General features: G+C 58.9%; 22 protein-coding genes and 1 pseudogene. 11 read left to right on the top strand and 12 right to left on the bottom strand.

What is annotated here, in order from left to right; genetic code table 11:
- Window positions 1–311: 311 nt before the first annotated feature.
- Complete coding sequence (locus tag LOY43_RS10860; protein WP_095047485.1) at window positions 312–743, top strand: nuclear transport factor 2 family protein; 432 nt, start codon at window positions 312–314, stop codon at window positions 741–743.
- Between the two features lie 164 nt (window positions 744–907).
- Here the strand turns inward: LOY43_RS10860 and mqo are convergent, their stop codons facing one another.
- Window positions 908–2,554, bottom strand: coding sequence for a malate dehydrogenase (quinone) (mqo, locus tag LOY43_RS10855; RefSeq protein WP_095047486.1), 1,647 nt, complete (start codon window positions 2,552–2,554; stop codon window positions 908–910).
- Window positions 2,555–3,076: 522 nt separating this feature from the next.
- Here mqo and LOY43_RS10850 point away from each other — a divergent pair.
- The 3 genes from LOY43_RS10850 to LOY43_RS10840 all read left to right on the top strand — a co-directional run bounded on the left by LOY43_RS10850 (window position 3,077) and on the right by LOY43_RS10840 (window position 5,396).
- Window positions 3,077–3,508, top strand: a complete 432-nt coding sequence (locus LOY43_RS10850) for a nuclear transport factor 2 family protein (RefSeq protein ID WP_038369331.1) — start codon at window positions 3,077–3,079, stop codon at window positions 3,506–3,508.
- Between the two features lie 159 nt (window positions 3,509–3,667).
- The gene (locus LOY43_RS10845) at window positions 3,668–5,041 is read left to right on the top strand and encodes an ATP-binding protein (RefSeq protein ID WP_258709613.1); all 1,374 of its coding nucleotides are present in this window, start codon (window positions 3,668–3,670) and stop codon (window positions 5,039–5,041) included.
- Between the two features lie 79 nt (window positions 5,042–5,120).
- A complete protein-coding gene (locus LOY43_RS10840) occupies window positions 5,121–5,396 on the top strand; it encodes a hypothetical protein (RefSeq protein WP_258709612.1) in 276 nt (91 codons plus the stop codon).
- A 60-nt stretch (window positions 5,397–5,456) separates the two neighbouring features.
- Here LOY43_RS10840 and LOY43_RS28835 read toward each other — a convergent pair whose 3' ends face one another.
- Both LOY43_RS28835 and LOY43_RS28830 read right to left on the bottom strand, forming a co-directional pair.
- Complete coding sequence (locus tag LOY43_RS28835; RefSeq protein ID WP_371850956.1) at window positions 5,457–6,182, bottom strand: methyl-accepting chemotaxis protein; 726 nt, start codon at window positions 6,180–6,182, stop codon at window positions 5,457–5,459.
- 132 nt (window positions 6,183–6,314) lie between these two features.
- Window positions 6,315–7,070 (bottom strand): annotated as a pseudogene (locus LOY43_RS28830) (MCP four helix bundle domain-containing protein); the annotation flags it as partial.
- Window positions 7,071–7,314: 244 nt separating this feature from the next.
- Between LOY43_RS28830 and sodC the strand changes: the two are divergent.
- The 3 genes from sodC to LOY43_RS10820 all read left to right on the top strand — a co-directional run bounded on the left by sodC (window position 7,315) and on the right by LOY43_RS10820 (window position 8,793).
- On the top strand, window positions 7,315–7,836 hold the full coding sequence (gene sodC / locus LOY43_RS10830) for a superoxide dismutase [Cu-Zn] SodC (protein WP_258709611.1): 522 nt from the start codon (window positions 7,315–7,317) through the stop codon (window positions 7,834–7,836).
- Between the two features lie 160 nt (window positions 7,837–7,996).
- Window positions 7,997–8,311, top strand: a complete 315-nt coding sequence (locus LOY43_RS10825) for a DUF2388 domain-containing protein (RefSeq protein ID WP_095047491.1) — start codon at window positions 7,997–7,999, stop codon at window positions 8,309–8,311.
- Window positions 8,312–8,391: 80 nt separating this feature from the next.
- Window positions 8,392–8,793, top strand: coding sequence for a hypothetical protein (locus tag LOY43_RS10820; protein WP_176471250.1), 402 nt, complete (start codon window positions 8,392–8,394; stop codon window positions 8,791–8,793).
- Here LOY43_RS10820 and ligD read toward each other — a convergent pair whose 3' ends face one another.
- The 4 genes from ligD to LOY43_RS10800 form a co-directional block, all read right to left on the bottom strand.
- Entirely contained in the window at window positions 8,794–11,385 is a 2,592-nt protein-coding gene (gene ligD / locus LOY43_RS10815) for a DNA ligase D (RefSeq protein ID WP_258709610.1), read from the bottom strand.
- A 17-nt stretch (window positions 11,386–11,402) separates the two neighbouring features.
- On the bottom strand, window positions 11,403–12,356 hold the full coding sequence (locus LOY43_RS10810) for a class I SAM-dependent methyltransferase (protein ID WP_258709609.1): 954 nt from the start codon (window positions 12,354–12,356) through the stop codon (window positions 11,403–11,405).
- Between the two features lie 11 nt (window positions 12,357–12,367).
- Window positions 12,368–13,744, bottom strand: a complete 1,377-nt coding sequence (locus LOY43_RS10805) for an iron-containing redox enzyme family protein (protein ID WP_258709608.1) — start codon at window positions 13,742–13,744, stop codon at window positions 12,368–12,370.
- Window positions 13,745–13,906: 162 nt separating this feature from the next.
- Window positions 13,907–14,677, bottom strand: a complete 771-nt coding sequence (locus LOY43_RS10800; protein ID WP_258709607.1) for a tellurite resistance TerB family protein — start codon at window positions 14,675–14,677, stop codon at window positions 13,907–13,909.
- Between the two features lie 259 nt (window positions 14,678–14,936).
- Here LOY43_RS10800 and pcsA point away from each other — a divergent pair, with 259 nt between their 5' ends.
- Window positions 14,937–15,659 carry a phosphatidylcholine synthase gene (gene pcsA, locus LOY43_RS10795; protein WP_007919592.1) on the top strand — a complete coding sequence of 241 codons (723 nt, stop codon included), beginning with the start codon at window positions 14,937–14,939 and terminating at the stop codon, window positions 15,657–15,659.
- A gap of 148 nt (window positions 15,660–15,807) precedes the next feature.
- On the opposite strand, the gene LOY43_RS10790 is transcribed toward pcsA, so the two are convergent.
- Together LOY43_RS10790 and LOY43_RS10785 are read right to left on the bottom strand one after the other, a co-directional pair.
- The gene (locus LOY43_RS10790; RefSeq protein ID WP_258709606.1) at window positions 15,808–16,620 is read right to left on the bottom strand and encodes a class I SAM-dependent methyltransferase; all 813 of its coding nucleotides are present in this window, start codon (window positions 16,618–16,620) and stop codon (window positions 15,808–15,810) included.
- 33 nt (window positions 16,621–16,653) lie between these two features.
- Window positions 16,654–16,926: a DUF4242 domain-containing protein gene (locus tag LOY43_RS10785; RefSeq protein WP_095047497.1), complete on the bottom strand. Its 273-nt coding sequence runs from the start codon at window positions 16,924–16,926 to the stop codon at window positions 16,654–16,656.
- Window positions 16,927–17,151: 225 nt separating this feature from the next.
- Between LOY43_RS10785 and LOY43_RS10780 the strand changes: the two genes are divergently transcribed.
- Window positions 17,152–17,613, top strand: a complete 462-nt coding sequence (locus LOY43_RS10780; RefSeq protein WP_258709605.1) for a GNAT family N-acetyltransferase — start codon at window positions 17,152–17,154, stop codon at window positions 17,611–17,613.
- A gap of 16 nt (window positions 17,614–17,629) precedes the next feature.
- Here the strand turns inward: LOY43_RS10780 and LOY43_RS10775 are convergent, their stop codons facing one another.
- The 3 genes from LOY43_RS10775 to LOY43_RS10765 are packed head-to-tail and all read right to left on the bottom strand — an operon-like array spanning window position 17,630 to window position 19,443.
- Window positions 17,630–18,841 carry a cytochrome c biogenesis protein DipZ gene (locus LOY43_RS10775; protein ID WP_258709604.1) on the bottom strand — a complete coding sequence of 404 codons (1,212 nt, stop codon included), beginning with the start codon at window positions 18,839–18,841 and terminating at the stop codon, window positions 17,630–17,632.
- A 37-nt stretch (window positions 18,842–18,878) separates the two neighbouring features.
- A complete protein-coding gene (locus LOY43_RS10770) occupies window positions 18,879–19,133 on the bottom strand; it encodes a hypothetical protein (RefSeq protein ID WP_095047500.1) in 255 nt (84 codons plus the stop codon).
- 46 nt (window positions 19,134–19,179) lie between these two features.
- A complete protein-coding gene (locus tag LOY43_RS10765; RefSeq protein ID WP_236431798.1) occupies window positions 19,180–19,443 on the bottom strand; it encodes a DUF2790 domain-containing protein in 264 nt (87 codons plus the stop codon).
- Between the two features lie 297 nt (window positions 19,444–19,740).
- Here LOY43_RS10765 and LOY43_RS10760 point away from each other — a divergent pair, with 297 nt between their 5' ends.
- Window positions 19,741–20,481 (top strand): response regulator, encoded by a 741-nt coding sequence (locus LOY43_RS10760; protein WP_007919579.1) that lies wholly within the window; start codon window positions 19,741–19,743, stop codon window positions 20,479–20,481.
- Entirely contained in the window at window positions 20,478–21,785 is a 1,308-nt protein-coding gene (locus tag LOY43_RS10755; protein ID WP_095047502.1) for a HAMP domain-containing sensor histidine kinase, read from the top strand. The genes LOY43_RS10760 and LOY43_RS10755 overlap by 4 nt, the downstream gene beginning before the upstream one ends.
- Window positions 21,786–21,861: the final 76 nt, after the last annotated feature.

Genomic DNA, 21,861 nt, shown 5'->3' with positions numbered 1-21,861 from the left:
GTGAGAGCCAGAAAACCACCCAGGAAAATCGCCATCTTGTTCATGTTGCTCTCCTCAATGCTCAGCTTGCGGTGCACCGGATGCTTCGGGATGAAGGCTCGTCGCGAGTGACCGAACTGTGGGGCTATTTTGAGCGGATGACTGAACCGGTAACAGAGGCAGATCCAGCGAAAAAATACGGATCAGATGCGCATCTGAACCGCTTGAGCCATTGGCCGACATTCAGATCGCCGCACAAGGGTTCACTTTCCGAGCGATTGAACTAGAGTCATTGCCGTCGCGAGTACAACAACAAAAATCCCGGAGTGAACATGACTGACCTGAACCTGCAACCCAGCGTCGCCGAATCCCTGAAGCAGTGGCACGAAATGATCCGCACCGGCAACCTCAGCGCCCTGCCCGGTCTGCTTGATCCGCAAGCCGTGTTCCGCTCGCCGATGGCCCACACGCCTTATCCGGGCGCACCGGTGGTGTCGATGATTCTCAACACCGTATTCGAGGTGTTTGAGGATTTCCGCTATCACCGTGAACTGGCGACTGCCGATGGCCTGAATGTGATTCTGGAGTTCAGCGCCAAGGTGGGTTCGAAGGAGCTGAAAGGTATCGACATGATTCGCTTTGATGAAAGAGGGAAGATTGTCGAGTTTGAAGTGATGGTGCGGCCACTCAGTGGATTGCAGGCCTTGGGCGAAGAGATGGGGCGGCGACTGGGTGCTTATCTGGCGTCCGCCAAAGCCATGTAGGAGCTGCCGCAGGCTGCGATCTGTTGATCTTGATCTTTCAAAAGCAAGATCAAGATCAAAAGATCGCAGCCTCGTTTCACTCGACAGCTCCTACAAAACGCTTTGCCACAAAAAAGCCCACTGACCGTCGCCGGTTCAGTGGGCTTTGTGCGTCTGGCGTCTAGTTACAGCGCCATGTCACGTGCAGCGTTTTCCTTCGGAGCTTCAGCTTTTTCAGCTGCAGGTGCGGCCGGGGCAGCAGCCTGACCGATCACTGGAGGTGTCGGCAGTTCGAGGATCTTGGCGGTGTAAGCCCACTCTGCAGCCACTTTGGCTGGATCGTTGTTCAGCTGAGTGCCGTAGCTTGGAACGATCTGGTGCAGCTTGGTTTGCCACTCTGGGGTCGCGACTTTGTCTTTGAAGACTTTCTGCAGCACGCTCAGCATGATCGGTGCAGCGGTCGACGCGCCTGGCGATGCGCCCAACAGGCCGGCGATGGAGCCGTCTTGTGCAGCAACGATTTCGGTGCCCAGTTTCAGCACGCCACCAGCGGCTTCATCACGCTTGATGATTTGCACGCGTTGGCCGGCTTGCCACAGGCGCCAGTCTTCGGCTTTGGCGTTCGGGAAGTATTCCTTCAGCGCGTTCAGACGGTCTTCATCCGACAGCATCAGTTGGCCAGCCAGGTACTCGACCAGCGGGTATTCCTTGATGCCGACCTTGGTCATAGGCCAGATGTTGTGGGTGGTGGTGCTGGTCAGCAGGTCCAGGTACGAGCCTTCCTTCAGGAACTTGGTGCTGAAGGTCGCGAACGGGCCAAACAGGATGACGCGCTTGCCGTCCAGGACACGGGTGTCCAGGTGCGGAACGGACATCGGTGGTGCGCCAACCGATGCTTTACCGTAGGCCTTGGCCAGGTGCTGTTCAGCGATGGCCGGGTTATCGGTCACCAGGAACGAACCACCAACCGGGAAGCCAGCGTATTCCTTGGCTTCAGGAATACCCGACTTCTGCAGCAGGTGCAGTGCACCGCCGCCCGCGCCGATGAAGACGAACTTGGCGTCGGTTTCGGTTTTGGTGCCGTCTTTCAGGTTTTTGTAGCTGACGCGCCAAGTGCCGTCGGCATTCTTGGTGATGTCCTGGACTTCGCTCGACAGTTTCAGATCGAAGTTAGGCTTGGTCTGCAGGTACGTCGCGAACTGGCGGGTGATTTCGCCGAAGTTCATGTCGGTACCCAGCGGGCTCCAGGTGGCCGCGATTTTCTGGTTCGGGTCACGCCCTTCCATCATCAGCGGGACCCACTTCTTGATCACAGCCGGATCTTCGGAGTACTGCATGCCGGCGAACAGCGGGCTCGCTTGCAGGGCTTCGTAGCGCTTTTTCAGGAACTTGATGTTGTCATCGCCCCACACGAAGCTCATGTGCGGCGTGGTGTTGATGAACGAGCGAGGGTTCTTCAGAACGCCTTGCTGAACCTGCCAGGCCCAGAACTGACGGGAGACCTGGAACGCTTCGTTGATCTCGACGGCTTTCGGGATCGTCACGTTGCCTTTGTCGTCTTCCGGGGTGTAGTTCAGCTCAGCGAGCGCCGAGTGACCGGTACCGGCGTTGTTCCAGCCGTTGGAGCTTTCCAGGGCGACGCCGTCGAGGCGCTCGACCATTTCCATCGACCAGCTTGGCTCCAGCTCATTGATCCACACACCGAGGGTGGTGCTCATGATGCCGCCGCCGATCAGCAGGACGTCGACTTTCTTTGCTTCGTCAGCATTGGCGGATGTCATCCCCATCGCCAAAGCCAGACCCAGCAGGGCTGTGTTCACTTTCTTAAACATCTGTTGCACCTATGATAAAACGCCTTCCGCCCGCCGCTGTTATCTGTATGCGATCCGCTTTGATGACGCTCAGGCTAGCGTCGCAGATTCCGGCACACTTCAATTTTGACGGGTGGGCACACAAGGCCGACATGCTGCATCGACCTCAGTTAATGTCCCTTCTGAACTGACTTCTTATCATTATTGGCTCAGCTACTTGAGCGACAGGGATTCCGTCGGCCCGCCCGAAGGCAGGCAAACCGAATAAGGTCAAACCAAGTTGGCGCGAAGAATATCACGTCAGGGCAAACCCGCGCGTCTGTTCCCGACTTGAGAGTCTTTTTCCACTCAGGGACTTATCGGCCGCCAGTCGCTGAACATGACCCTCTGATGAGTGCGTCGACGCAAACCATCCTGCATTCAAGTGTAGTTGCCCAGAGATTGAGCACTTTTGGGCAGTGCCTTGCTCAAGCATTATCTGCTACGTTGTACGACGACTGACAAATTAGTCGTCAACCCCATAACAACAAGGAAACAACCTCAATGACCAAGACCCGACTCCTGATCGGCTTTCTCTGTGCCTTCAACGGTTACGCGATGGCCGCCTCTGCCCCGGCGGAAAAAGACGTTGCCCAAGCGGTGGACCATCTGACCCAGGCGATGCTGCACAAGGACATCGCCGAACTGAACGCGCTCACCGCGCCCAACCTGACTTATGGCCATTCCAGCGGCAAGATCCAGGACAAGAAGGAGTTCATCGCCGACATCGAAACCGGCAAGAGCGCGTTCAAGACCCTGGAAATGCAGAACCAGACCATCACCCTGTCCGGCGACACCGCGCTGGTCCGCCACCACTTTTCCGCGCAGGCGTTGAAGGGAACCGAGGTGGTGCCGACCGAGATCGAAAACTTTCAGATCTGGCAGAAGCAGGACGGCAAGTGGTTGTTGGTGGGGCGGCAGGCGTTCAAGTTCTGATTGATAAAAAGGACTCCGCCTGAAATGAGTAGAGGCAGAGTCCTTTCCCACAAAAAACTGGCGCTATACCTGAGTCGTCGCATTTCCCACTCCTGTTTCCATCCCGCCCTGATATGCTGCACCGCTATACCGCATCAGCTCGTCTCTATGGAGTAATCAATGACCCGACTACGCGTCAAGCATTTTGGCCCTATCCGTAACGGTGTGAAGAACAATGGCTGGATAGAGTTCAAACGTGTGACCGTATTTGTGGGCAATCAGGGCTCGGGGAAGAGCACATTGGCCAAACTGTATTCAACCTTCTCGTGGATTGAAAAGGCACTGGTGCGCGGCGACTACGACGCAAAATGGTTTGAACGAAAAAATAAATTCATCAAGCCCTACCTCATGTATCACAGGCTCGAAAATTATCTTTCTGCGGATACTGAGATCGAATACGAAGGTGAAGCCTACGTAATCCATTATTTGCGCGGACAGCTGCATGTCAGTGAATTGAAAGGCAGAAAATATCACCTGCCTCAAATTATGTATGTGCCTGCAGAACGCAATTTCATCGCCTACGTCCGGCACCCCCGGGAATTGAAGCTTTCTTCTGATTCGCTGAAAGAGTTTTTGACTGAGTTCGACGCGGCGAAAGCCAATATGAAGGGGGCACTACGCCTACCGATCAATCAGGCGGAACTCGAATACGACAAACTGAATGACATACTCAACATCCGCGAATCAGACTACAAACTGAGATTGGCTGATGCGTCCAGTGGTTTTCAATCAGCTGTACCGCTACATCTCGTGAGCCACTACTTAGCCAACACCGTTCAAGAGCGAAGTGAAGAGCGGCAGGAAACCATGAGTACCGAAGAGCTGGAGCGTTTCAGAAAGGAGGTTGTGGAGATTTTTTCCATCGACTCACTGACAGAGGAACAACGCCGTATTGCTCTCTCTGCATTGTCAGCCAGGTTTAACAAAACTGCTTTTATAAACATTGTTGAAGAACCCGAACAGAACCTTTACCCACGATCACAATGGAGCGTTCTGCAAAGCCTTCTTCAGTTCAATAACCAAGGGCAAAACAACCGTCTGGTACTGACAACTCATAGCCCTTATGTGGTGAGTTATCTGACGATCGCTGTGCAGGGCAAACATCTGCACGACAGTATATTGGAGAAGCGCGCAGAGGCCCTGCTAACCAGCCTCGCCAAAGTAATTCCCCTGCACGCGTTGGTAGACGCTAATGAACTGGCGATTTATCAAGCCGATGAAACAACTGGAAGCATCGAAAATTGCCCATGTCGGGAGGCATTCCGTCGGACCATAACTACCTCAACGAATCACTTCGTGAAGGTAATGATTTGTTCGATCAACTTCTCGATATCGAGGAGGCATTGGAGGCGTGAATTTCCTCAATGCTCAATGTCAAAGTGGCCCTTACCACCAAGAACGGTTTGGCCTGTGCGACAACACATCGCGTCCTGTCGCCTACGCCGATCCAGAGTCAGAAGAGACCTGGATCGCCACAGTCAAAAACCCGGATAGTAAAGCGGTCCTTTTCACAGCCATCGACAAATGCGTGATTGGTGACACTGAAGAACCGGGGCGAGGTCGATGTGACTGCATGCTGACCACAAATAAGCAGCTTTACTTGGTCGAGTTGAAAGAAAGAGGCGGTAGCGCATGGAAAAATCATGCGATTGAGCAGCTCGAGTCGACAATTCAATTTCTGCAGACAACGCATGGTGAGGAGTATCTGGATAACTTCAGTCCTAAAAAAGCGTTCGTTTGCAATCGCAAGAAAAAGCCCTTTGTCACCATTGAAACAGATAAAAAACAACATTTCTTCAGAACATATAAATTCAAACTGGACATACAAACGACGGTACTTATCGTCTGAAAGCATTCCTGTTACCTATTTGCCTGACATTCAACTCAGGTTCGGGTCATTCCCCCGCTTTCACAACCGAAACCGATCCACCGACTGCGCCAACTGCCCCGCCAGGCTCGACAACTCATCGGTGGTATTCGCCGTTTGCCCGATCACCCGGCTGTTGCCTTCGGACATCCCGGCAATCATTTCCACCTGATGGGCGATCTCGTTACTGGCCTGGCTTTGCTCGCCAATCGTGCGAGTGATGTCGTTGACCAGTTGCGTCGTGCTCAACGTCGCCTCGAGGATTTCGCGGATGGCCCGCTCGACATCCGCCGTCACCGCCATGCCCTTGTCGACCTGCGCGACACCCGCCTCCATGCTGCTGACCGCCTCGCGGGTGCTGTGTTGAATGCGCGCGACCATCGCGGCGATTTCCTGGGTTGAGGCGCTGGTGCGCGCCGCCAGACTGCGCACTTCGTCCGCGACCACCGCAAAACCCCGACCCTGCTCACCGGCACGGGCCGCTTCAATGGCGGCATTGAGCGCCAGCAGATTGGTCTGGTCGGCAATGCTCTTGATCACCTGAATGATGTTGAAAATGGCTTCGGATTCCTGATCCAGCGTGCGGATCACCTGCGCCGACTGTTGTGCTGATCGGGCGATATCGTCCATGTCGCTGACCACTTGATGAATGACACCGCCGCCCTCCTTGGCCAGGGTTTCGGCCTGACTGGCCATGCTCAGGGCTCGTTCGGCGTGGCGGGTGATTTCCTCGATGCTCGCGGTCATCTGGCTGGCGGCAGCGGCCATGGTGCCGGCAGCGACGCTTTGTTGCTGACTGCTGTCGGCGACCTGATGGCAGCCGTGGCTGAGTTGTTCGCTCATGCCACTGACGCCGTGAGCATTGCGCCGCACCACATCGATCATGTTGCGCAAGTCGCGCTGCATGGTTGCCAGTGTGCGTATCAGAGTACTGGCTTCGTCCTTGCCGGATGGCTCGGCGATCGGCTCGCTGAGGTTGCCGTGGGCGATGCTTTCGGCGATGCGACTGGCGGTCTTCAACGGCGCCATGATGCTCAGAATGACCCAGCGCCCCTGGATCAAGAGCAGCACAAGACTGGCGATCAACACCACGCCGAGCGCGATGTTGGCGCTGCGGATGGCTGACTCGGTGCCTGCGCTGGTCTGCAGCGTATTGGACTCGATCAACTCGCTTAACGCGGCCATTTGCTCTTCAAGCTGACCAAACGCCGTGTTGAAGGTGCCCAGTTCCTGTTGAGCCGCATCAGGGTTGTCCAGCGCCAGCCCGACAATCCGTTCGCCCGCGCTGATGTAGGTATCGAGGCTCGGTTTGATCTGCTCCAGGGCCGTGCGCAATGCCGGATTGATCGGCAATTTGAGGTTTTCCTCGAGCACTTCATGAAAATGCCCGGCATGCTCGTTGATCGATTCGCGTACCTCGCTTGCCGTGCTGGTGCTTTTGCCCAGCCCGACCAGCATCGCCGAGTAGACATCGGCGCGCAGGGCGTCGTGCATCATGTCGGCTTCCATGTGGTTGCGCAGCGCGCTCATGCTGACCGCGTTATCGCTGACCGCCGAGGCCATCCGCTGATTGCCGACGTAACTGACCAGACTCACGATCAAGGCTGTCAGCAGACTTGTCACAATCAGCAACACTAAACGCAGTTTGATCGACACCGGATTTTCCTCTCTCGTTACGCCCGTAAGCGCTTGTCAGCCTTCAGTTAAGCCTATTTGCGCAGGTCTGCCGCGCCAGAGCGTGTCAGCCGGTGTCGGCGTGCTGGCCAAAGGCAGCAAAACTTTCGGATTGCGCGGCAAGTCTCACTTTTCAACGCGCACGGCCAACGCCTTCATCACCGGTTAATGCCGGCAGGCTATTGAGTCCGTCGTTCTGAATTCTCATGCAGCAAAAGGAAACGCTATGAAACGCGCATTGTGGTTGGGTTTGCTCGGCACGTTCGCCATCGGTACCGCACACGCGGCGACGGAAAAAGTCGCGATCAATCTGGTCAGCGCTGACGGCGCGCCGCAGGCGATCGGCTCGGTCACCATCAGTGAAACGGCGTATGGCCTGTTGTTCACGCCTGACTTGAAATCTCTGCCGGCCGGCGTGCACGGTTTCCACGTGCATGAAAACGCCAGCTGCGAGGCCGGCATGAAGGATGGCGTGAAAGGCGCCGCACTGGCGGCGGGCGGGCATTTCGATCCGCAAAAAACCGCCAAGCACCTCGGCCCTTACGCCGACGGCCATTTGGGTGATCTTCCGGCGGTTTACGTGACGGCGGACGGCATCGCCAACTACCCGGTATTGGCGCCGCGCCTGAAAAAGATCTCCGAGATCAAGGGCCACGCCCTGATGATCCACGCCGGCGGCGACAACCACGCCGATATGCCCAAACCACTGGGCGGTGGCGGTGATCGTATGGCCTGCGGGGTGATCTGACTCATTCCAGCGTGAAAGACGGGCAACCCGCCATGGCGTTGCCCGCGTCTGTTTTGCAATAACGCAGACTTTGCTGCGCCACGGAACTCCCGCCGCGCGCGCCCCTCTCACATTATGTAATCCTTCCCTTTTTGCTTCGCGCTTGTGGAGGAACACCGTCATGCGCAAGTTAGTGCTCGTTTCTTCTTTACTCCTATGCCTGCCCGTTGGTTCCGCTCTGGCCAAAGTCGATGCCGGAGATGTCGCCACTTCGGCCGGTGTCTCCGCGTCGCTGTACTCGACCTTCAAGGATCACAAAATGGTGATTCCGGCCCGTGACGACTTGTCTGCATTTGTCGCCAGTGGCGGGGCCATTCGTGGGGTTTATCTTGAATCGGTGCTGCAACAGGCTCGCCAGGAAAATCCTGGACTCAATGCCAGTGATGAAGATCTGGCCAACGCGATTCTGGTGCATTACGAAGGCCTGAATCAGTAGCCGTCACGGAAAACGCAGCCGATGGATGGCTGCTGAAGGCGCATAGGCAAAACTGTCCGACGGCCTCTATGATGGAGGCCATGACGACTTCTGTGCCCTTGCGCTCCCCCTGCCCGCCCGGCGCCTGCATTTGCGGGCGCGATCCGTTGCTGGAGACGCCCGGCGCGGATTTGCGCATCCTGCGTCTGACCCGAGAGGAAGAAAAACGCCTGCTCGCTCGCCTCGAAATGCTCAAAGACCTGAATGACCTCAAACACCTGCAACAGCGCATGTTCGAGCAACTGGGCGTTCGCGTCGACGTCGCCCCCGGTTTCAACGAAGTGCGCACAATGCGCGGCATTGCCATTCAGATCGACGAGTTGCCGGGCCTGTGCCGCAAGACCCGCGCAGCGATTCCGGCGGCCATTCGCCGCGGACTGGAAAATCGCCCGGAGATCGCTTTCGAACTGCTCAACGCCCACGACTTGCTGCGCGACACCTGATCACTTTTTCAACCCCAAGCGTTTACGCATCTCGACGGTAATGCTTTGCCGGGTTTTCTTCATGTCGGCCCACGGTTCGTCACCGACTTCAACCAGTCGCTGGTGAACGTTATGCACATTCCACTGATTGCCGCCCTTGATCTCGGCGACTTCCTCGCGAAACAGCGGCACCGACACCGGCAGACCTTCGCGGGTGCGCGCGGCGTAAGCGCAGATGGTGGTGGCGCCCAGACCGTTGCGCAGGTAATCGATGAAGATCCGCCCGACGCGATTCTTCGGCCCCGACACCGCCGAAAAACGGTCCGGCAAAAGTTTGGCGATATGACTGACGATGGCGTGGCTAAAGTCCTTGACCTCGTCCCAGCCAAGTTTGCGGGTCAGCGGCACCACCAGATGAATCCCCTTGCCGCCACTGGTTTTCAGGAATGCTTTCAACCCCAATTCATCAAGCACGGTCAATGTCAGCGCCGTCGCTTCGACCATGCTTTTCCACGGCAGCGCCGGATCCGGGTCAAGGTCGAGGACGAAGCGATCGGGCTTGTCCAGATCGACCGTGGTGGCGTTCCAGGTGTGCAGTTCGACCGTGCTCATCTGCACCGCGCCGATCAGCGCTTCGGCGTTATTGATCAGCATCACCGGTTGCCCGGTGAGATCTTTGTCCAGCGTGGTGATGCCGGGTATTGCCAGGCGCTCGGCGTTTTTCTGGAAGAACAACTCGCCGGCAATACCGTCTGGAGCGCGCACCAGAGCCACCGGGCGATCCTTGAGCTGCGGCAGGATCCATTCGGCGACGCTGGCGTAATACTCGGCCAGCTGCATCTTGGTGGTGCCGCTGACCGCGTCGATCACCCGATCCGGGTGCGTGATGCGCACCTTGCCGTTGGCCAGTCCGAGCTGTGACGGCGCGGTATCCGGATTGCTCGCCGGGGCTTTTTGCGGCGGTTTTTTCGTGGCTGGTTTCTTCGCTGCAGTCTTCACCGGTTTCGCTCGCTCCTCTGTGATGCCCTTGGCCGGTTTGTCGTCGCGCAAGCCATGGAACACGGCGTGGCGTACCGAACCGTCCTTGGTCATTTCGGCGAATGCGACTTCCGCCAGCAGTTTCGGCTTGAGCCAGTGCACGCCTTTGACCTCGAAGCCGCTGGGTGGATTGACCACCGCCGCCTTCTTCACCTGCAAGGGCTTGAGTTGGGCCAGAATGCTTTTCAACGTCGATTCGTTGAAACCGGTGCCGACCTTGCCGGCATAGCGCAATTCACCGCTGTCGCGGTCATGCAGCCCCAGCAACAACGCGCCGAAGGCACTGCGCGAACCTTTCGGATCGGTGTAACCGACGATCACAAACTCCTGACGGTGTTTGCACTTGAGCTTGATCCAGTCACTGCTGCGCCGCGACACATACGGCGAGCCGAGGCGTTTGCCGATCAGGCCTTCCATCTGCATCTGGCAGGCGCTGTTGAGCAGTGCATCCGGGGTTTCGTCGAAGGCTTCGGAGAAACGCAACAAGGGTTGCTCATGACTGCCGAGCACCGTGGCCAGCGCGGCGCGCCGCTCTTCAACTGGCACTTCACGCAGGTCGACACCGTTGAGATAAGGCAGGTCGAACAAGTAGTAGAGAATGTTGCCGCTGCGTCCGGCTTCGAAAGCATTTTGCAGGGCCTGAAAGTCCGGCACACCCTGTTCGTTGGCGACGACCATTTCACCGTCCAGCCATGCGGATTCCAGCCCCAGCGCGGCCACTGCTTTGGCTTGTTGCGGCAACTTGTGCGTCCAGTCATGTCCGTTGCGGGTGAACAGTTGCACCTGATCATGATCGATGCGCGCCATGATCCGGTAGCCGTCGAACTTGATCTCGTAGCTCCACTGCCCTTCCGGCGCGCTGTCGACCAGCGTGGCCAGTTCCGGCTTGAGTTGCGTCGGCAATTTGGCCTTGTGCGCGCCGGTGAGCTTGCCGCTCGCGGGCTTGCGGGTTTTCGCCGCAGGTTTCTTCAGCGGTTTGCTTTGCTCGGCGGCCAGTTTGGGTTTGCCCACTATCGTGCGTTCGCTCAGGACACTGTCCGGCTCGGCCAGCAGCACGTCGTAATCATCCTGCGGCCGCGCGGCATCGTCCTGATGCTTGATCAGAAACCATTGTTCCTTCTTGCCCGGCATGTGCGTGCGCACCAGATTCCAGACACCGCCGAGCTTTTCGCCTTGCAGCTCGAACTTGAGTTTGCCCTTTTCGTAGGCCTTGTGCGGATCCTCCAGCGGAATCCACACGCCACGATCCCAGACGATCACATCCCCGGCGCCGTAATGCCCTTCGGGAATGCTGCCTTCAAATGTCGCGTAATCCAGCGGATGATCCTCGACATGCACCGCCAGCCGCTTGACCTTGGGGTCGAGTGACGGCCCTTTCGGCACCGCCCAGCTTTTCAAGGCGCCATCGAGTTCCAGGCGAAAGTCGTAATGCAGGTGTGAAGCGTCGTGCTTCTGGATGCAGAACTGCAAAGCATGCTCGGCAGCGGTTTTACGTCCCGAGCGCTTGACGGCAGCCGGTTCCGAGGTCGCCGAAAAATCGCGCATGCGGTTGTAGTCGTCGAGGTTCCTGTTCATCGTGCACCTGCCTTGTTTCAGCCCATTCGGGTCACGGTCAGCGCCACCACTGCGATGCGGTCGACCCGTTGATAGCCGGGGTTGAGCAGTTCTTCGCCAAAAACATCCGGGTCGAGTTCGCGGTACGTCCAGCCGAAGCGTTTTTCATCGAGGCGCGGCAGCACGGTGTCGAGAAACGGATCACGACCATCGACCATCGCCACACCGGTGTAGAGCAGCAGCGAGCCACCAGGCGCCAATCGATTCAAGGCCTGTTCGACGATGCGCAGTGACAGTCCTGCCCCCAGCGTCCCGCCACCGTGGCGATAGGCGCGCTCCGCCGGGTCGGCCATGTACGGCGGGTTGGCGACGATCAGGTCGAACTCGCCGTCGACGCCCTGCAACAGATCACTGGCGCGCACTTCAACGTTGGCGACTTCCGCCAGTGCCGCATTGATCGCAGTCAGACGCAACGCCGCAGGGTTGATGTCCAGCGCCAGCACCTCTGCCTCGCGACGGGCGCGGCCGATCAGAATCGCACCGACGCCAGCGCCACAGCCGATGTCCACCGCGCGATGAATCGGCGCGAAGTTCTGCTGCAGGTGGGCGTGGATCAGTTGCGCAAAACGGTAGGTGTCGGGGCCGAAAAACACCGCGTCAGCGGCCTCGGTGGGAAATGCCGAATGGACGAACAGCAAATCATCCAGGCTCGACCAGCGCACCCGACTCTTCAGCTCACCTTCGTAGGTATCAATGATCTGTGCGTCTTGCAGTTGTCGCTGTTCATCGGCGGACAACAATCCCGGCGCGAACGGACGCGACCAGCCGAACACATCACGCAAAGAGTCGGCCATCTGGCCTTCGTCACGCTGGTTGACCCGTTGATGGGTCAACGGCGTCGGCGTGGTGAACCGATATCCGTCTGCCAACAAGCGCCGGCCCAATTGCAGCAGCACGAGGTCGTTGGGGCAGAGTTGTTCTTCCTGATTCATCGGTGATGTCCTTAAGGCAAGCGGGATTTGAGTTCGATAAAGCGCCGGGTGGCGAGCAGTCCGGCGGGGTGTGCATGGCGTGCCGGAGCAAGCCACGGGATCAGAGTCGCGATCTGCGCCAGTTCGTCCTGGCCTTGCAGCGCCGCGTTGAGCGCCTGTACGTCGGGATCCTGTTCAAGCCCTTCGATGGCCGCTGCGGTCTGACTGTGCCGTCGAGCGGGTTTCGTCTTATCCGAAGAGGTCCAGTCACCCGCAATCCAGTCGTGCACCAGTTGTTTTTCGTAGGCATTGAACACACCAAACATCGCCGCACCGTCGCCCGCGATCAGTTGCCAAAAACGACTGGCCTGCGGGTCTTCGTGGCGCTTGATCCAGCCCTTGTTCTGCAACGCTTGGAGGAAACCGGGCAATTGCTCGGGTGCAGCCAGCCACTGATTGACGGTCTGCCCTTCGAAACGGCAGTAATCAGAATGCATGTGTTGGGCGAATGGGCACTTGCGCTCGAGCATCGCCAGCAATTGCTGCTCAAGGTCGAAGCCTTCAATGATTGCGCGGCTGCCCTGCCCCAGATCGTTGAGCCGATAGCCCAGCGCTACCCGGCGCAGAAACTCAGCGCGATCGGCCTCAAGCGGCAGCAGGTCAAGCGCCGCCTGCACGGCTTTTTGCGCATGGCCGGTGCTGGCGTTGTCGATGGTCACATGGAGGGTGAAATAGTACGGATCGATCCCCAGTTCACTGAGTTCGTAACTGCTGATCAACAGGTGCAAGGGCAGTTGTTCATAGCCGAGGTTGTAGCCGATCACCTCGGGCAGATAGTCAGCACCACAGACACCGAGGGCCAGTTGTATCGCGCCTTGCAGGTAGCGTTCATCGTCGATGGCGCTGCTGTCCTGCAGATCGTGCTCGGCGAGCAATTTCTGGTAAATCACCACGTGGTTCTGCGCCGGATTGCCTTCGCCCAGCTCTTCCAGAAAGGTTCGCAGCAGCCCTTGGAAACGCGGGTCTTGCCAGCGCGGCAATAGACCATAGAGCCAAGCGCCGTCGACCAGTTTGGTCGGTGCCACCGCTTGCAGGAAATACAGCGCCTGCGCCTTGCCACGGAAGAATTGCCGAGGCCCGCCGGCCTTGCGCTGCTGGAGATAGTCGGCGTATTGCCGGGCGACATCGGCGCAATGTTCGGCCACCCAGGCGTGCCACGTTGCCGGGTCTTCAGGCAACGAATCGGTAAGTTGCGCGGCGTGTTGCAGTTGCTCCTGCAAAAACGCCTGCGCAAGGTCCTGGGAATCGTCATTGCGCAACAACGCTTCATAGACCTGCCGCATGTTCCCAGCGGCGTTCATCAGGTGCGGTTGGGCAGGCGCGGCTTGCAGAGGTGTCAGGACAGTCATGGCAAAATTCTCGGTCGGTTGGCAGGGCGCTGTTCCACACGCCTCTACAGCAGCAGAGAGGCGGCGCCTGCGAAAAATTCAATCGACGTGAAAATTGCCCGGACGGACGGCGAAGCAGCTCCTTGACGGAGCTGCGGGTGGTTATGATTTTTTGCCGTTACATCAGGCCTGGCCTTTGGCCTGCTGCTCCAGATGCACCTGCAAATCCGGGTCGATCCGCAAGGCTGCTGCCAGTTCATCCAGATAACGACGCTCGGCGTCCTGCTGGTCATCTACCAGCATCACGCTGGCCAGGTACATTTCGGCGGCAACAGCTGGGTCACCGTTCGCCGACTGCGCCACTTCGGCGGGATCCAGCGGCTTGGCAACTTCATCGTCAAGCCATTGCTGTAACTGTGGATCATCGGTGTGTTTGCCGATTTCGCTGCTGATCAGGTGTTTCTCGGCATCATCGATACGCCCATCAGCCCTGGCAGCGGCGATCAAAGCGCGCAGCACCGCGTGGCTGTGTTCTTCAATCTCCGGGCCGGCCAGGAGGTTAGCTGTTTGCGGCGTTTGTTGCGGTGCCGAACTCGCCTGGCTGCGTTGCCACGCCTGATACGCCTGGAACGCCATCATGCCCAGCGACGCCAGCGCCGCATAATTGGTCCCGCCGGAACGACTTTGCGTACTGCCCGCGCCGCCCAGCGCCCCACCCAAAGCGCCGCCAAGACCACCACCGGCACCGCCGCCGAGCAAACCACCGAGCAAGCCGCCCAAGCCGCCAAGTCCACCGGCAGATCCGCCGCCGCTGGCCGCGCCCGAGCCGCCACCGAGCAGTCCACCCAGCAACCCACCCAAACCACCCAAACCATCGCCGGCAGACGCTGAAGATTGTTGGCCGGTCGAGGCCTGGCCTCGCAGCAGTTTTTCGAGCAAATCGCTGGTGTTCATGACGTTATCCTCAGGCATTGGCAGTGACTGCGTCTGGCAACGATAGACCCCTTAAGCCATAGCGCCAGCACCGTTTGGCTGACGCTCGAAGCCCTGACGGATTTCGCCCGCGTATTTTTTCGCCGGCCAGCTAAGATTGATCAGTGGTGAACCTTATCCCGGCCAGACCGGTCGATAGCTGCAACCCCGACCCGGTTTGCCGGCGCCCTGCTACTCAAGGGTGATACCCGGCTTGCTTCACTTTCTGGAGAACGCCCCCGTGATATCGACCGTACACATCGCCAGGCTCAAAGCATGGGGCGCCCATGGTTTTACCGCGACTGGCGTGGTCACAGCCTTCCTGGCCACCCTCGCCCTGCTGGAAAACCAGCCGACCCATTGCCTGATGTGGCTGGGCGTGGCGCTGATTGTCGACGGCCTCGACGGCGCACTGGCGCGCAAGGTCAACGTGCAATCGGTGCTGCCGAGCTTCGACGGTTCGATCCTCGATCTGGTGATCGATTACCTGACATACGTGTTCATCCCGGCGCTGTTCATCTATCGCTACATTCCGCTGCCGGATTACACCCTGCTGCTGACCGTGTCGCTGATTCTGGTGTCGTCGTTGTTCTGCTTCTGCAACGTCAATATGAAGAGCAAGGACAACTACTTTGTCGGGTTTCCGGCGGCGTGGAATGTGGTCGCCCTGTGCCTGTACATCATCGGACCGGGACCGTGGATCACTTTTCTGACGGTTATCGGTTTGGCGCTGTTGACCGTGACGCGGATGAAGTTCCTGCACCCGTTTCGGGTACGCCGGTTCATGCCGATCAACATTGCAGTGACGGCGATCTGGCTGCTATGCAGTCTGTCGCTGGTGCTCAACCATCCGGTGATCAACCCGTTGGTGATGGGGTTGTGGTTGCTGATGTCGGCGTACTTTCTGGGGATCTGCATCTGGCGCACGGCGCTGGAGTGGTTTGATCGGCCGCAGGTGAAATAGGCTCAACTACCAAAATACCTACCCCTGTGGGAGCGAGCCTGCTCGCGAAGACGGAGTGTCAGACAACATTTTTGTTGAATGACACAGCGCTTTCGCGAGCAGGCTCACTCCTACAGGGGTCGCAATAGATTCGAAAGTCGGGGGTGAATCAGCGCTTGGTGATCACCACCTCCAGATACTCGCTCGGCACCACCAGCGAATCCTCTCCCGCCCGATTCAACCGATTTAGCAAATCCGCCAGATCACTCTCCAGCGCCTGCCCGCTCTCCGGCGGTAATGCCGCGAAGGCCTTGTGCACCGGCCCATACCAATGGCGGAAAATATCAATAAAATGCGCGGCCGAGCGATAGCGAAAATTGAAATCGCGCCGTGTCACACGCAGCAGAAAATCACGGTCATCGAAATGTTTGTGCAGCCAGGCATCGGAGCCCCAATTCGAGGGCGGCTGGGCGCCGGCAGGCGGCGGCAGATGACGGCTGAGCGTCTTGAACATCTGCCCAACAAAACCTTCCGGCGTCCAGTTGGCCAGACCTATCCGCCCACCACGGCGACAAACCCGCCCCAGCTCGGCCGCAGCCGTGTCCTGATCCGGCGCGAACATCACACCAAAGGTCGACAGCACAGCGTCGTAACTCTCATCGGCGAACGGCAGTGCCTCAGCATCGGCAACCTGAAACGTCACGTCCAGATGCTCTGCTCGGGCCCGATCCTGGCCGCGCTCCAACAAAGCCGCAACGTAGTCGGTCGAGGTGACCTGGCAGCCACGGCGCGCCGCCGCCAGCGTCGCATTACCGTTGCCGGCAGCGACATCCAGCACCTCTTCATCGCAACGCAGGTCACAGGCTTCGGCAAGGTTTTCGCCGACGATTTGTAACGTCGTACCAATCACGGCGTAGTCGCCACTGGCCCAGGCGACTTTCTGGCGTTCTTTCAAGGCAGTCAAATCAATCGGGGTACTCATAAGAGTGAACTCCGCTGCGGGTGGGGTCGGTGATCATTCGGCCGTCGTCGGATCGATGACCGTCATCACTCGCGCCACACTGTTGGCAGGAAATCCTCCAAGCCTGGCGTGTTCGCGTACCTGCTCTTCGTCAGGCGCGATGTACACGCAATAGATCTTGTCAGCGGTGACATAACTCTGCAGCCACTGCACTTGCGGACCGAGTTCGCGCAAGACATCACAGGACGTTTTCGACACAGCTTTGAGTTCTGCTTCCGACAGCTTCCCGGCCCCTGGAATCTCGCGTTCAATCACGAATTTCGGCATGGCAACCTCGCGCTCTTGTTATGGGGCAAGGCCGGCAGTGACCCTGCTCAAGCACTATCGCGCCGAGACCGCTCGGCGTCCCTGCCAATCGTCTGGCAACCCCGTAAAACCGGGGGTTTGCCGATGAGCGGTGGAAATCTGTAAAGCGTCTGGAACACCTGGAAGATTGCCAACGTTCGAGGATTGGTTTCTGATGCCCGCTCGCTTCTGGAACGGACTCTACCGATGTCACTGAAACTCGATTGGCTCGCGCATCACATGCACCACAGCGACCGTTATGCTCAATGGATCCATCAGCAATTCCCCTACGAATACATCGACCAACCGTTGGCTGAATGGCAGCGTGAATTTGCCGAGGGCCAAGGCAATGGCGACTGGTCTTGCCTGATCGCCATGGACGGTGAACATCTGGTCGGCGGCGCGGCGCTAGCACGCGATGACCTCGCCTTGCGCCCCAATCTCGGACCTTGGCTGGCCTGCGTGTTCGTCAGCCCTGAAGCACGCGGGCAAGGGTTGGCGGAACGCTTGATTGCAGGGATTTGTCAGGAGGCAAAAGACTGCGGCTTTGCGCGTTTGTATCTGCATACGCAGACCAAGCAGGACTACTACGCCAAACGCGGCTGGCAAGTCCTGGAGCGTTTTCGCGCCTGGGGCAATGAACAATGGCTCATGGTCCGCGACCTCTGAGCCAGTGGTTTGCTGATCACGCCGCAGGCGCCTTAGCCTCCTCCAGCAAATGCTGGATCATCTGCTCCTGCGCCTCGTAGCGACCTTCGCCGAAGTGGCTGTAACGCACCTGCCCCTTGGCGTCGATCAGGTAATGCGCCGGCCAGTACTGGTTGTCGAAGTTGCGCCAGATCGCGTAGTTGTTGTCGATGGCCACCGGGTAGGTGATGCCGAGCTTTTTCACCTGATCCTTGACGTTCTCGATGATCCGCTCGTAGCCGTATTCCGGGGTGTGCACGCCGATCACCACGAGGCCGTCCTTCTCGTACTTCTTCGCCCAGTCCTTGACGTACGGCAGGGTGTGCTGGCAGTTGATGCAGTCGTAGGTCCAAAAGTCCACAAGCACCACTTTGCCGCGCAGGGCTTCAGCGCTCAGCTCGGGCGAATTCAACCATTGCACGGCGCCAGCGAGTGACGGCATCGCGCCTTTGCCCTCCTCCATCGGCGAGTCCGCGCGGACTTTGCTGACAAAGTAGTCGACCACTTTCGGCACGTTTTCCAACACGCGTTTTTCGACACTGGCGACGCCTTCGGAGGAGGTGTTGGCCAACAAGGTTTTATCGAAGCCGGTGGCAATCACCGCTGTCGTCGCCAGTACCGCAACCCCGGCACCACGACGCAACCAACCGGTGAACGGGATCGACGGTTTCAAACGGTTGACCAACCCGCGCCCGGTGAAGATCAACGTGCCCAGCGACAATGCACTGCCGGCGCCGTAGGCCAGCAGCAACAGGCTGGTCTGCGCGTTGGCGCCTTGCAGCATGGCACCGGTGAGAATCACCCCGAGAATCGGTCCCGCGCACGGTGCCCAAAGCAGTCCAGTGGCCACGCCGAGCATGACCGAACCCATCGGCCCGGCCTTTTTCCGGGTGTCCGGGTCCAGACGATTGCCGAGCATCACGAAGGGGCGTGTCAGCCAGCCGCCGATGCGCGCCGAGATCAGCGACAGGGCGAACACGCTCATCACGATCAGCGCAACGTAACGGCCACTGTTGCTGGCCTGGATCACCCATTCGCTGCTGACCACGGCAAGGCTGGAGATCAGCGCGAAGGTCAGGGCCATGCCGCCGAGGGTCAACAGTATCGAAGCGCGACTGCGTTGGGCGCCGGCAAACAGAAACGGCACCACCGGCAGGATGCAGGGGCTGAGCACGGTCAGCAGACCGCCGAGAAATGCGATGAGGTACATAGTGAGTCACCCTTGATCAATGATTGTGGCGAGCCGTTCAGACGCTCTGGCTTTCCAGCCATTGGCTCTGCGGCGTACGGCTGGCGCCGTTCTCGGCGAACATCTGCCCTTGTGGCGTGCGGCTGGAGCCGTCCGCTGCAATCAGGCCGTCGCTGCCCTGCTGGGCCCCCGGCGTCAGTTGGAAGCAGGTGCTGCTGTGGCAGCTATGCTGTTCAACCGCAGCGTTGGCATGGGCGGCGACGCCGGCCAGGGAGAAAGCGATGGCGGTGAAAAAGCGCGCGACGTTGTTCATGGTGTTGTTCCTTCTATAAAGAGTTGGCTTGGTTGCCGTTGATGACTCAGTTGTCGTTGTTGCAGCCGTCGGCAAATTTGCTGTAATCGAGTACGCGGGTTTTGCCTGCAGAATCGAGGTAGGTCATGCGCGCCTCGACGATGCCGCAGGACACCGAGTTGTCCTGTTTCAGCGAGATCACTTTCTGGATATCCAGGTGGGTGCCGTAGGTGTAGGTTTGCGCGGTAACAGCGGCTTCGGCCCGGGCCGAGAGCGTGCAGATGTTCAGGGCGGCAAACAGGCAGGCGGCGATTACGGATTTGTTGTTCATGGCGTGTTCCTCAAGGCTTCAGTGGGGTTTGAGCCGAGGCGATCTGTGTGGGCCTCGATGGAGCCTATTTGAGGCTCGCGAGGTATCGCGTCTGTGTCAGGAACTGGCGCGTTTCAATCGCTGTGTATCTTTGCCATCGGGGGATACACAGCGATACAAAACCCTGGAAAAATCGCGTTTTTGCGTTCCCGTGTATCCGCCGATACGGCAGATACACTGCAATACAAAGGCAGGCAGGCGGGCCACCGCAGGCTCGATACACTGCACGGCAGTCCCTTTTGATAGAGGTTTGCACCGATGGATCATGTCGATCACATTCTCATCGTCGACGACGACCGCGAGATCCGTGAACTGGTGGGCAACTACCTGAAGAAAAACGGCCTGCGCACCACGGTGGTCGCCGATGGCCGGCAGATGCGCAGCTTTCTCGAGGCCAACACCGTCGACCTGATCGTGCTCGACATCATGATGCCCGGCGACGATGGCCTGCAGCTGTGCCGCGAATTGCGGGTGGGCAAACACAAGGCCACGCCAGTATTGATGCTGACCGCGCGCAACGATGAAACCGACCGCATCATCGGCCTCGAAATGGGCGCCGACGACTACCTGACCAAACCATTCGCCGCCCGCGAATTGCTCGCGCGGATCAACGCCGTGCTGCGCCGCACGCGCATGCTGCCGCCGAATCTGGTGGTCACCGAGGCCGGTCGCTTGCTGGCCTTCGGTCGTTGGCAACTGGACACCTCGGCCCGTCACCTGCTCGACAAGGACGGCACCATGGTCGCCCTCAGCGGCGCCGAATATCGATTGCTGCGGGTGTTTCTCGATCACCCACAACGGGTGCTCAGCCGCGACCAACTGCTCAATCTGACCCAGGGTCGTGATGCCGATCTGTTTGACCGCTCGATCGACTTGCTGGTTAGCCGTTTGCGTCAGCGCCTGCTGGATGATGCGCGCGAGCCGGCCTACATAAAGACCGTGCGCAGCGAAGGTTACGTGTTCTCACTGCCGGTCGAGATTCTCGGGGCCCCGGCATGAGCGTCAATCTGCACTGGCCGCGCACCCTCGCCTCGCGCCTGTCGCTGATTTTCCTGATCGGCCTGTTGCTCGCTCAGGCGCTGTCGTTCGGTGCGCAGTATTACGAGCGTTACCAAAGCGCCAAGAACACCATGCTCGGCAATCTGGAAACCGACGTCTCGACCTCGATTGCGATCCTTGATCGCTTGCCTGCCGAAGAGCGCCCTGCCTGGCTCGAGCGTCTGGCGCGAAAAAATTATGGCTACCTGTTGAGCGAAGGCGAACCGGGCACACCGATCGAGGCCAGTGATGTGCCGGTGGCGGTCACCTCGATCACCGAAGCCATTGGTGAACGCTATCCGCTGACCTTCACCGATATTCCCGGGCCGAAGAAACACTTTCAGGGTCATCTGCGCCTGAGCGACGGCAGCCCGGTGACCATCGACGTGCGCCCCGCCATGGTCCCGTTGTCACCCTGGTTGCCGGTAGTACTGCTCGGCCAATTGGCGCTGATGCTCGTCTGCACCTGGCTGGCGGTGCGCATTGCGGTTCGCCCCCTGACCCGGCTGGCTAACGCGGTGGAAACACTCGACCCCAACGCCCACCCGATCAACCTCGACGAAAGCGGCCCGAACGAAGTGGTCTACGCAGCACGGGCGTTCAACACGATGCAGGCGCGCATTGCCGCTTATCTCAAGGAACGCATGCAACTGCTGGCGGCGATTTCCCATGACCTGCAAACCCCGATCACGCGGATGAAACTGCGCGCCGAACTCATGGACGATTGCACCGAGAAAGACAAACTGTGGAATGACCTCAGCGAGATGGAACACCTGGTGCGCGAAGGCGTGGCGTATGCGCGCAGCATCCATGGTTCGACCGAAGAAAGCCGCCGCACCAACATGGATTCCTTCCTCGAAAGCCTGGTGTTCGACTATCAGGACATGGGCAAGCAGGTGCAACTGGTCGGCAAGAGTGCGGCGGTCATCGACACCCGTCCTCATGCGTTGCGCCGGGTGCTGGTGAACCTGACCGACAACGCACTGAAATTCGCCGGCGCCGCCGAAGTCTGGGTCGAAGCCAACAAAGGCAACCTGGCGATCACCGTCATGGACCGCGGCCCGGGCATCGCCGACGCCGAACTGGCGCAGGTGCTGCAACCGTTCTACCGCGTGGAAAACTCGCGCAATCGCGATACCGGCGGCACCGGGCTGGGACTGGCGATCGCCCAGCAACTGGCCATGGCGCTCGGTGGTTCGCTGACGTTGAGCAATCGCGAGGGTGGCGGGCTGTGCGCTGAACTGAAGCTGCCGCTGCATCCATAAACGCTTTAACGGCGCCTGTTTAAACGCTACGCACCAATACCGGTCGGTAGCCTGCACACCGCCGCGCCAATGCCTA

This window comes from Pseudomonas sp. B21-041 (assembly GCF_024748675.1).
GTDB classification, from domain to species: Bacteria; Pseudomonadota; Gammaproteobacteria; order Pseudomonadales; family Pseudomonadaceae; genus Aquipseudomonas; species Aquipseudomonas neuropathica.
This window is presented reverse-complemented; position numbering and strand designations above follow the sequence as displayed.

Excerpts from the sequence above, each read along its gene's own strand:
- LOY43_RS10790 (WP_258709606.1), bottom strand. The coding sequence starts at position 16,620 with ATGAGTACCCCGATTGATTTGACTGCCTTGAAAGAACGCCAGAAAGTC.
- mqo (WP_095047486.1), bottom strand. The coding sequence starts at position 2,554 with ATGTTTAAGAAAGTGAACACAGCCCTGCTGGGTCTGGCTTTGGCGATG.
- LOY43_RS10765 (WP_236431798.1), bottom strand. The coding sequence starts at position 19,443 with ATGAACAACAAATCCGTAATCGCCGCCTGCCTGTTTGCCGCCCTGAAC.
- LOY43_RS10845 (WP_258709613.1), top strand. The coding sequence starts at position 3,668 with ATGACCCGACTACGCGTCAAGCATTTTGGCCCTATCCGTAACGGTGTG.
- LOY43_RS10805 (WP_258709608.1), bottom strand. The coding sequence starts at position 13,744 with ATGACTGTCCTGACACCTCTGCAAGCCGCGCCTGCCCAACCGCACCTG.
- LOY43_RS10810 (WP_258709609.1), bottom strand. The coding sequence starts at position 12,356 with ATGAATCAGGAAGAACAACTCTGCCCCAACGACCTCGTGCTGCTGCAA.
- LOY43_RS10760 (WP_007919579.1), top strand. The coding sequence starts at position 19,741 with ATGGATCATGTCGATCACATTCTCATCGTCGACGACGACCGCGAGATC.
- LOY43_RS28835 (WP_371850956.1), bottom strand. The coding sequence starts at position 6,182 with ATGGCCGCTGCCGCCAGCCAGATGACCGCGAGCATCGAGGAAATCACC.
- sodC (WP_258709611.1), top strand. The coding sequence starts at position 7,315 with ATGAAACGCGCATTGTGGTTGGGTTTGCTCGGCACGTTCGCCATCGGT.
- LOY43_RS10820 (WP_176471250.1), top strand. The coding sequence starts at position 8,392 with ATGACGACTTCTGTGCCCTTGCGCTCCCCCTGCCCGCCCGGCGCCTGC.
- LOY43_RS10860 (WP_095047485.1), top strand. The coding sequence starts at position 312 with ATGACTGACCTGAACCTGCAACCCAGCGTCGCCGAATCCCTGAAGCAG.
- LOY43_RS10775 (WP_258709604.1), bottom strand. The coding sequence starts at position 18,841 with ATGTACCTCATCGCATTTCTCGGCGGTCTGCTGACCGTGCTCAGCCCC.
- LOY43_RS10840 (WP_258709612.1), top strand. The coding sequence starts at position 5,121 with ATGCTGACCACAAATAAGCAGCTTTACTTGGTCGAGTTGAAAGAAAGA.
- LOY43_RS10770 (WP_095047500.1), bottom strand. The coding sequence starts at position 19,133 with ATGAACAACGTCGCGCGCTTTTTCACCGCCATCGCTTTCTCCCTGGCC.
- ligD (WP_258709610.1), bottom strand. The coding sequence starts at position 11,385 with ATGAACAGGAACCTCGACGACTACAACCGCATGCGCGATTTTTCGGCG.
- LOY43_RS10825 (WP_095047491.1), top strand. The coding sequence starts at position 7,997 with ATGCGCAAGTTAGTGCTCGTTTCTTCTTTACTCCTATGCCTGCCCGTT.
- LOY43_RS10800 (WP_258709607.1), bottom strand. The coding sequence starts at position 14,677 with ATGAACACCAGCGATTTGCTCGAAAAACTGCTGCGAGGCCAGGCCTCG.
- LOY43_RS10755 (WP_095047502.1), top strand. The coding sequence starts at position 20,478 with ATGAGCGTCAATCTGCACTGGCCGCGCACCCTCGCCTCGCGCCTGTCG.
- LOY43_RS10850 (WP_038369331.1), top strand. The coding sequence starts at position 3,077 with ATGACCAAGACCCGACTCCTGATCGGCTTTCTCTGTGCCTTCAACGGT.
- LOY43_RS10785 (WP_095047497.1), bottom strand. The coding sequence starts at position 16,926 with ATGCCGAAATTCGTGATTGAACGCGAGATTCCAGGGGCCGGGAAGCTG.
- LOY43_RS10780 (WP_258709605.1), top strand. The coding sequence starts at position 17,152 with ATGTCACTGAAACTCGATTGGCTCGCGCATCACATGCACCACAGCGAC.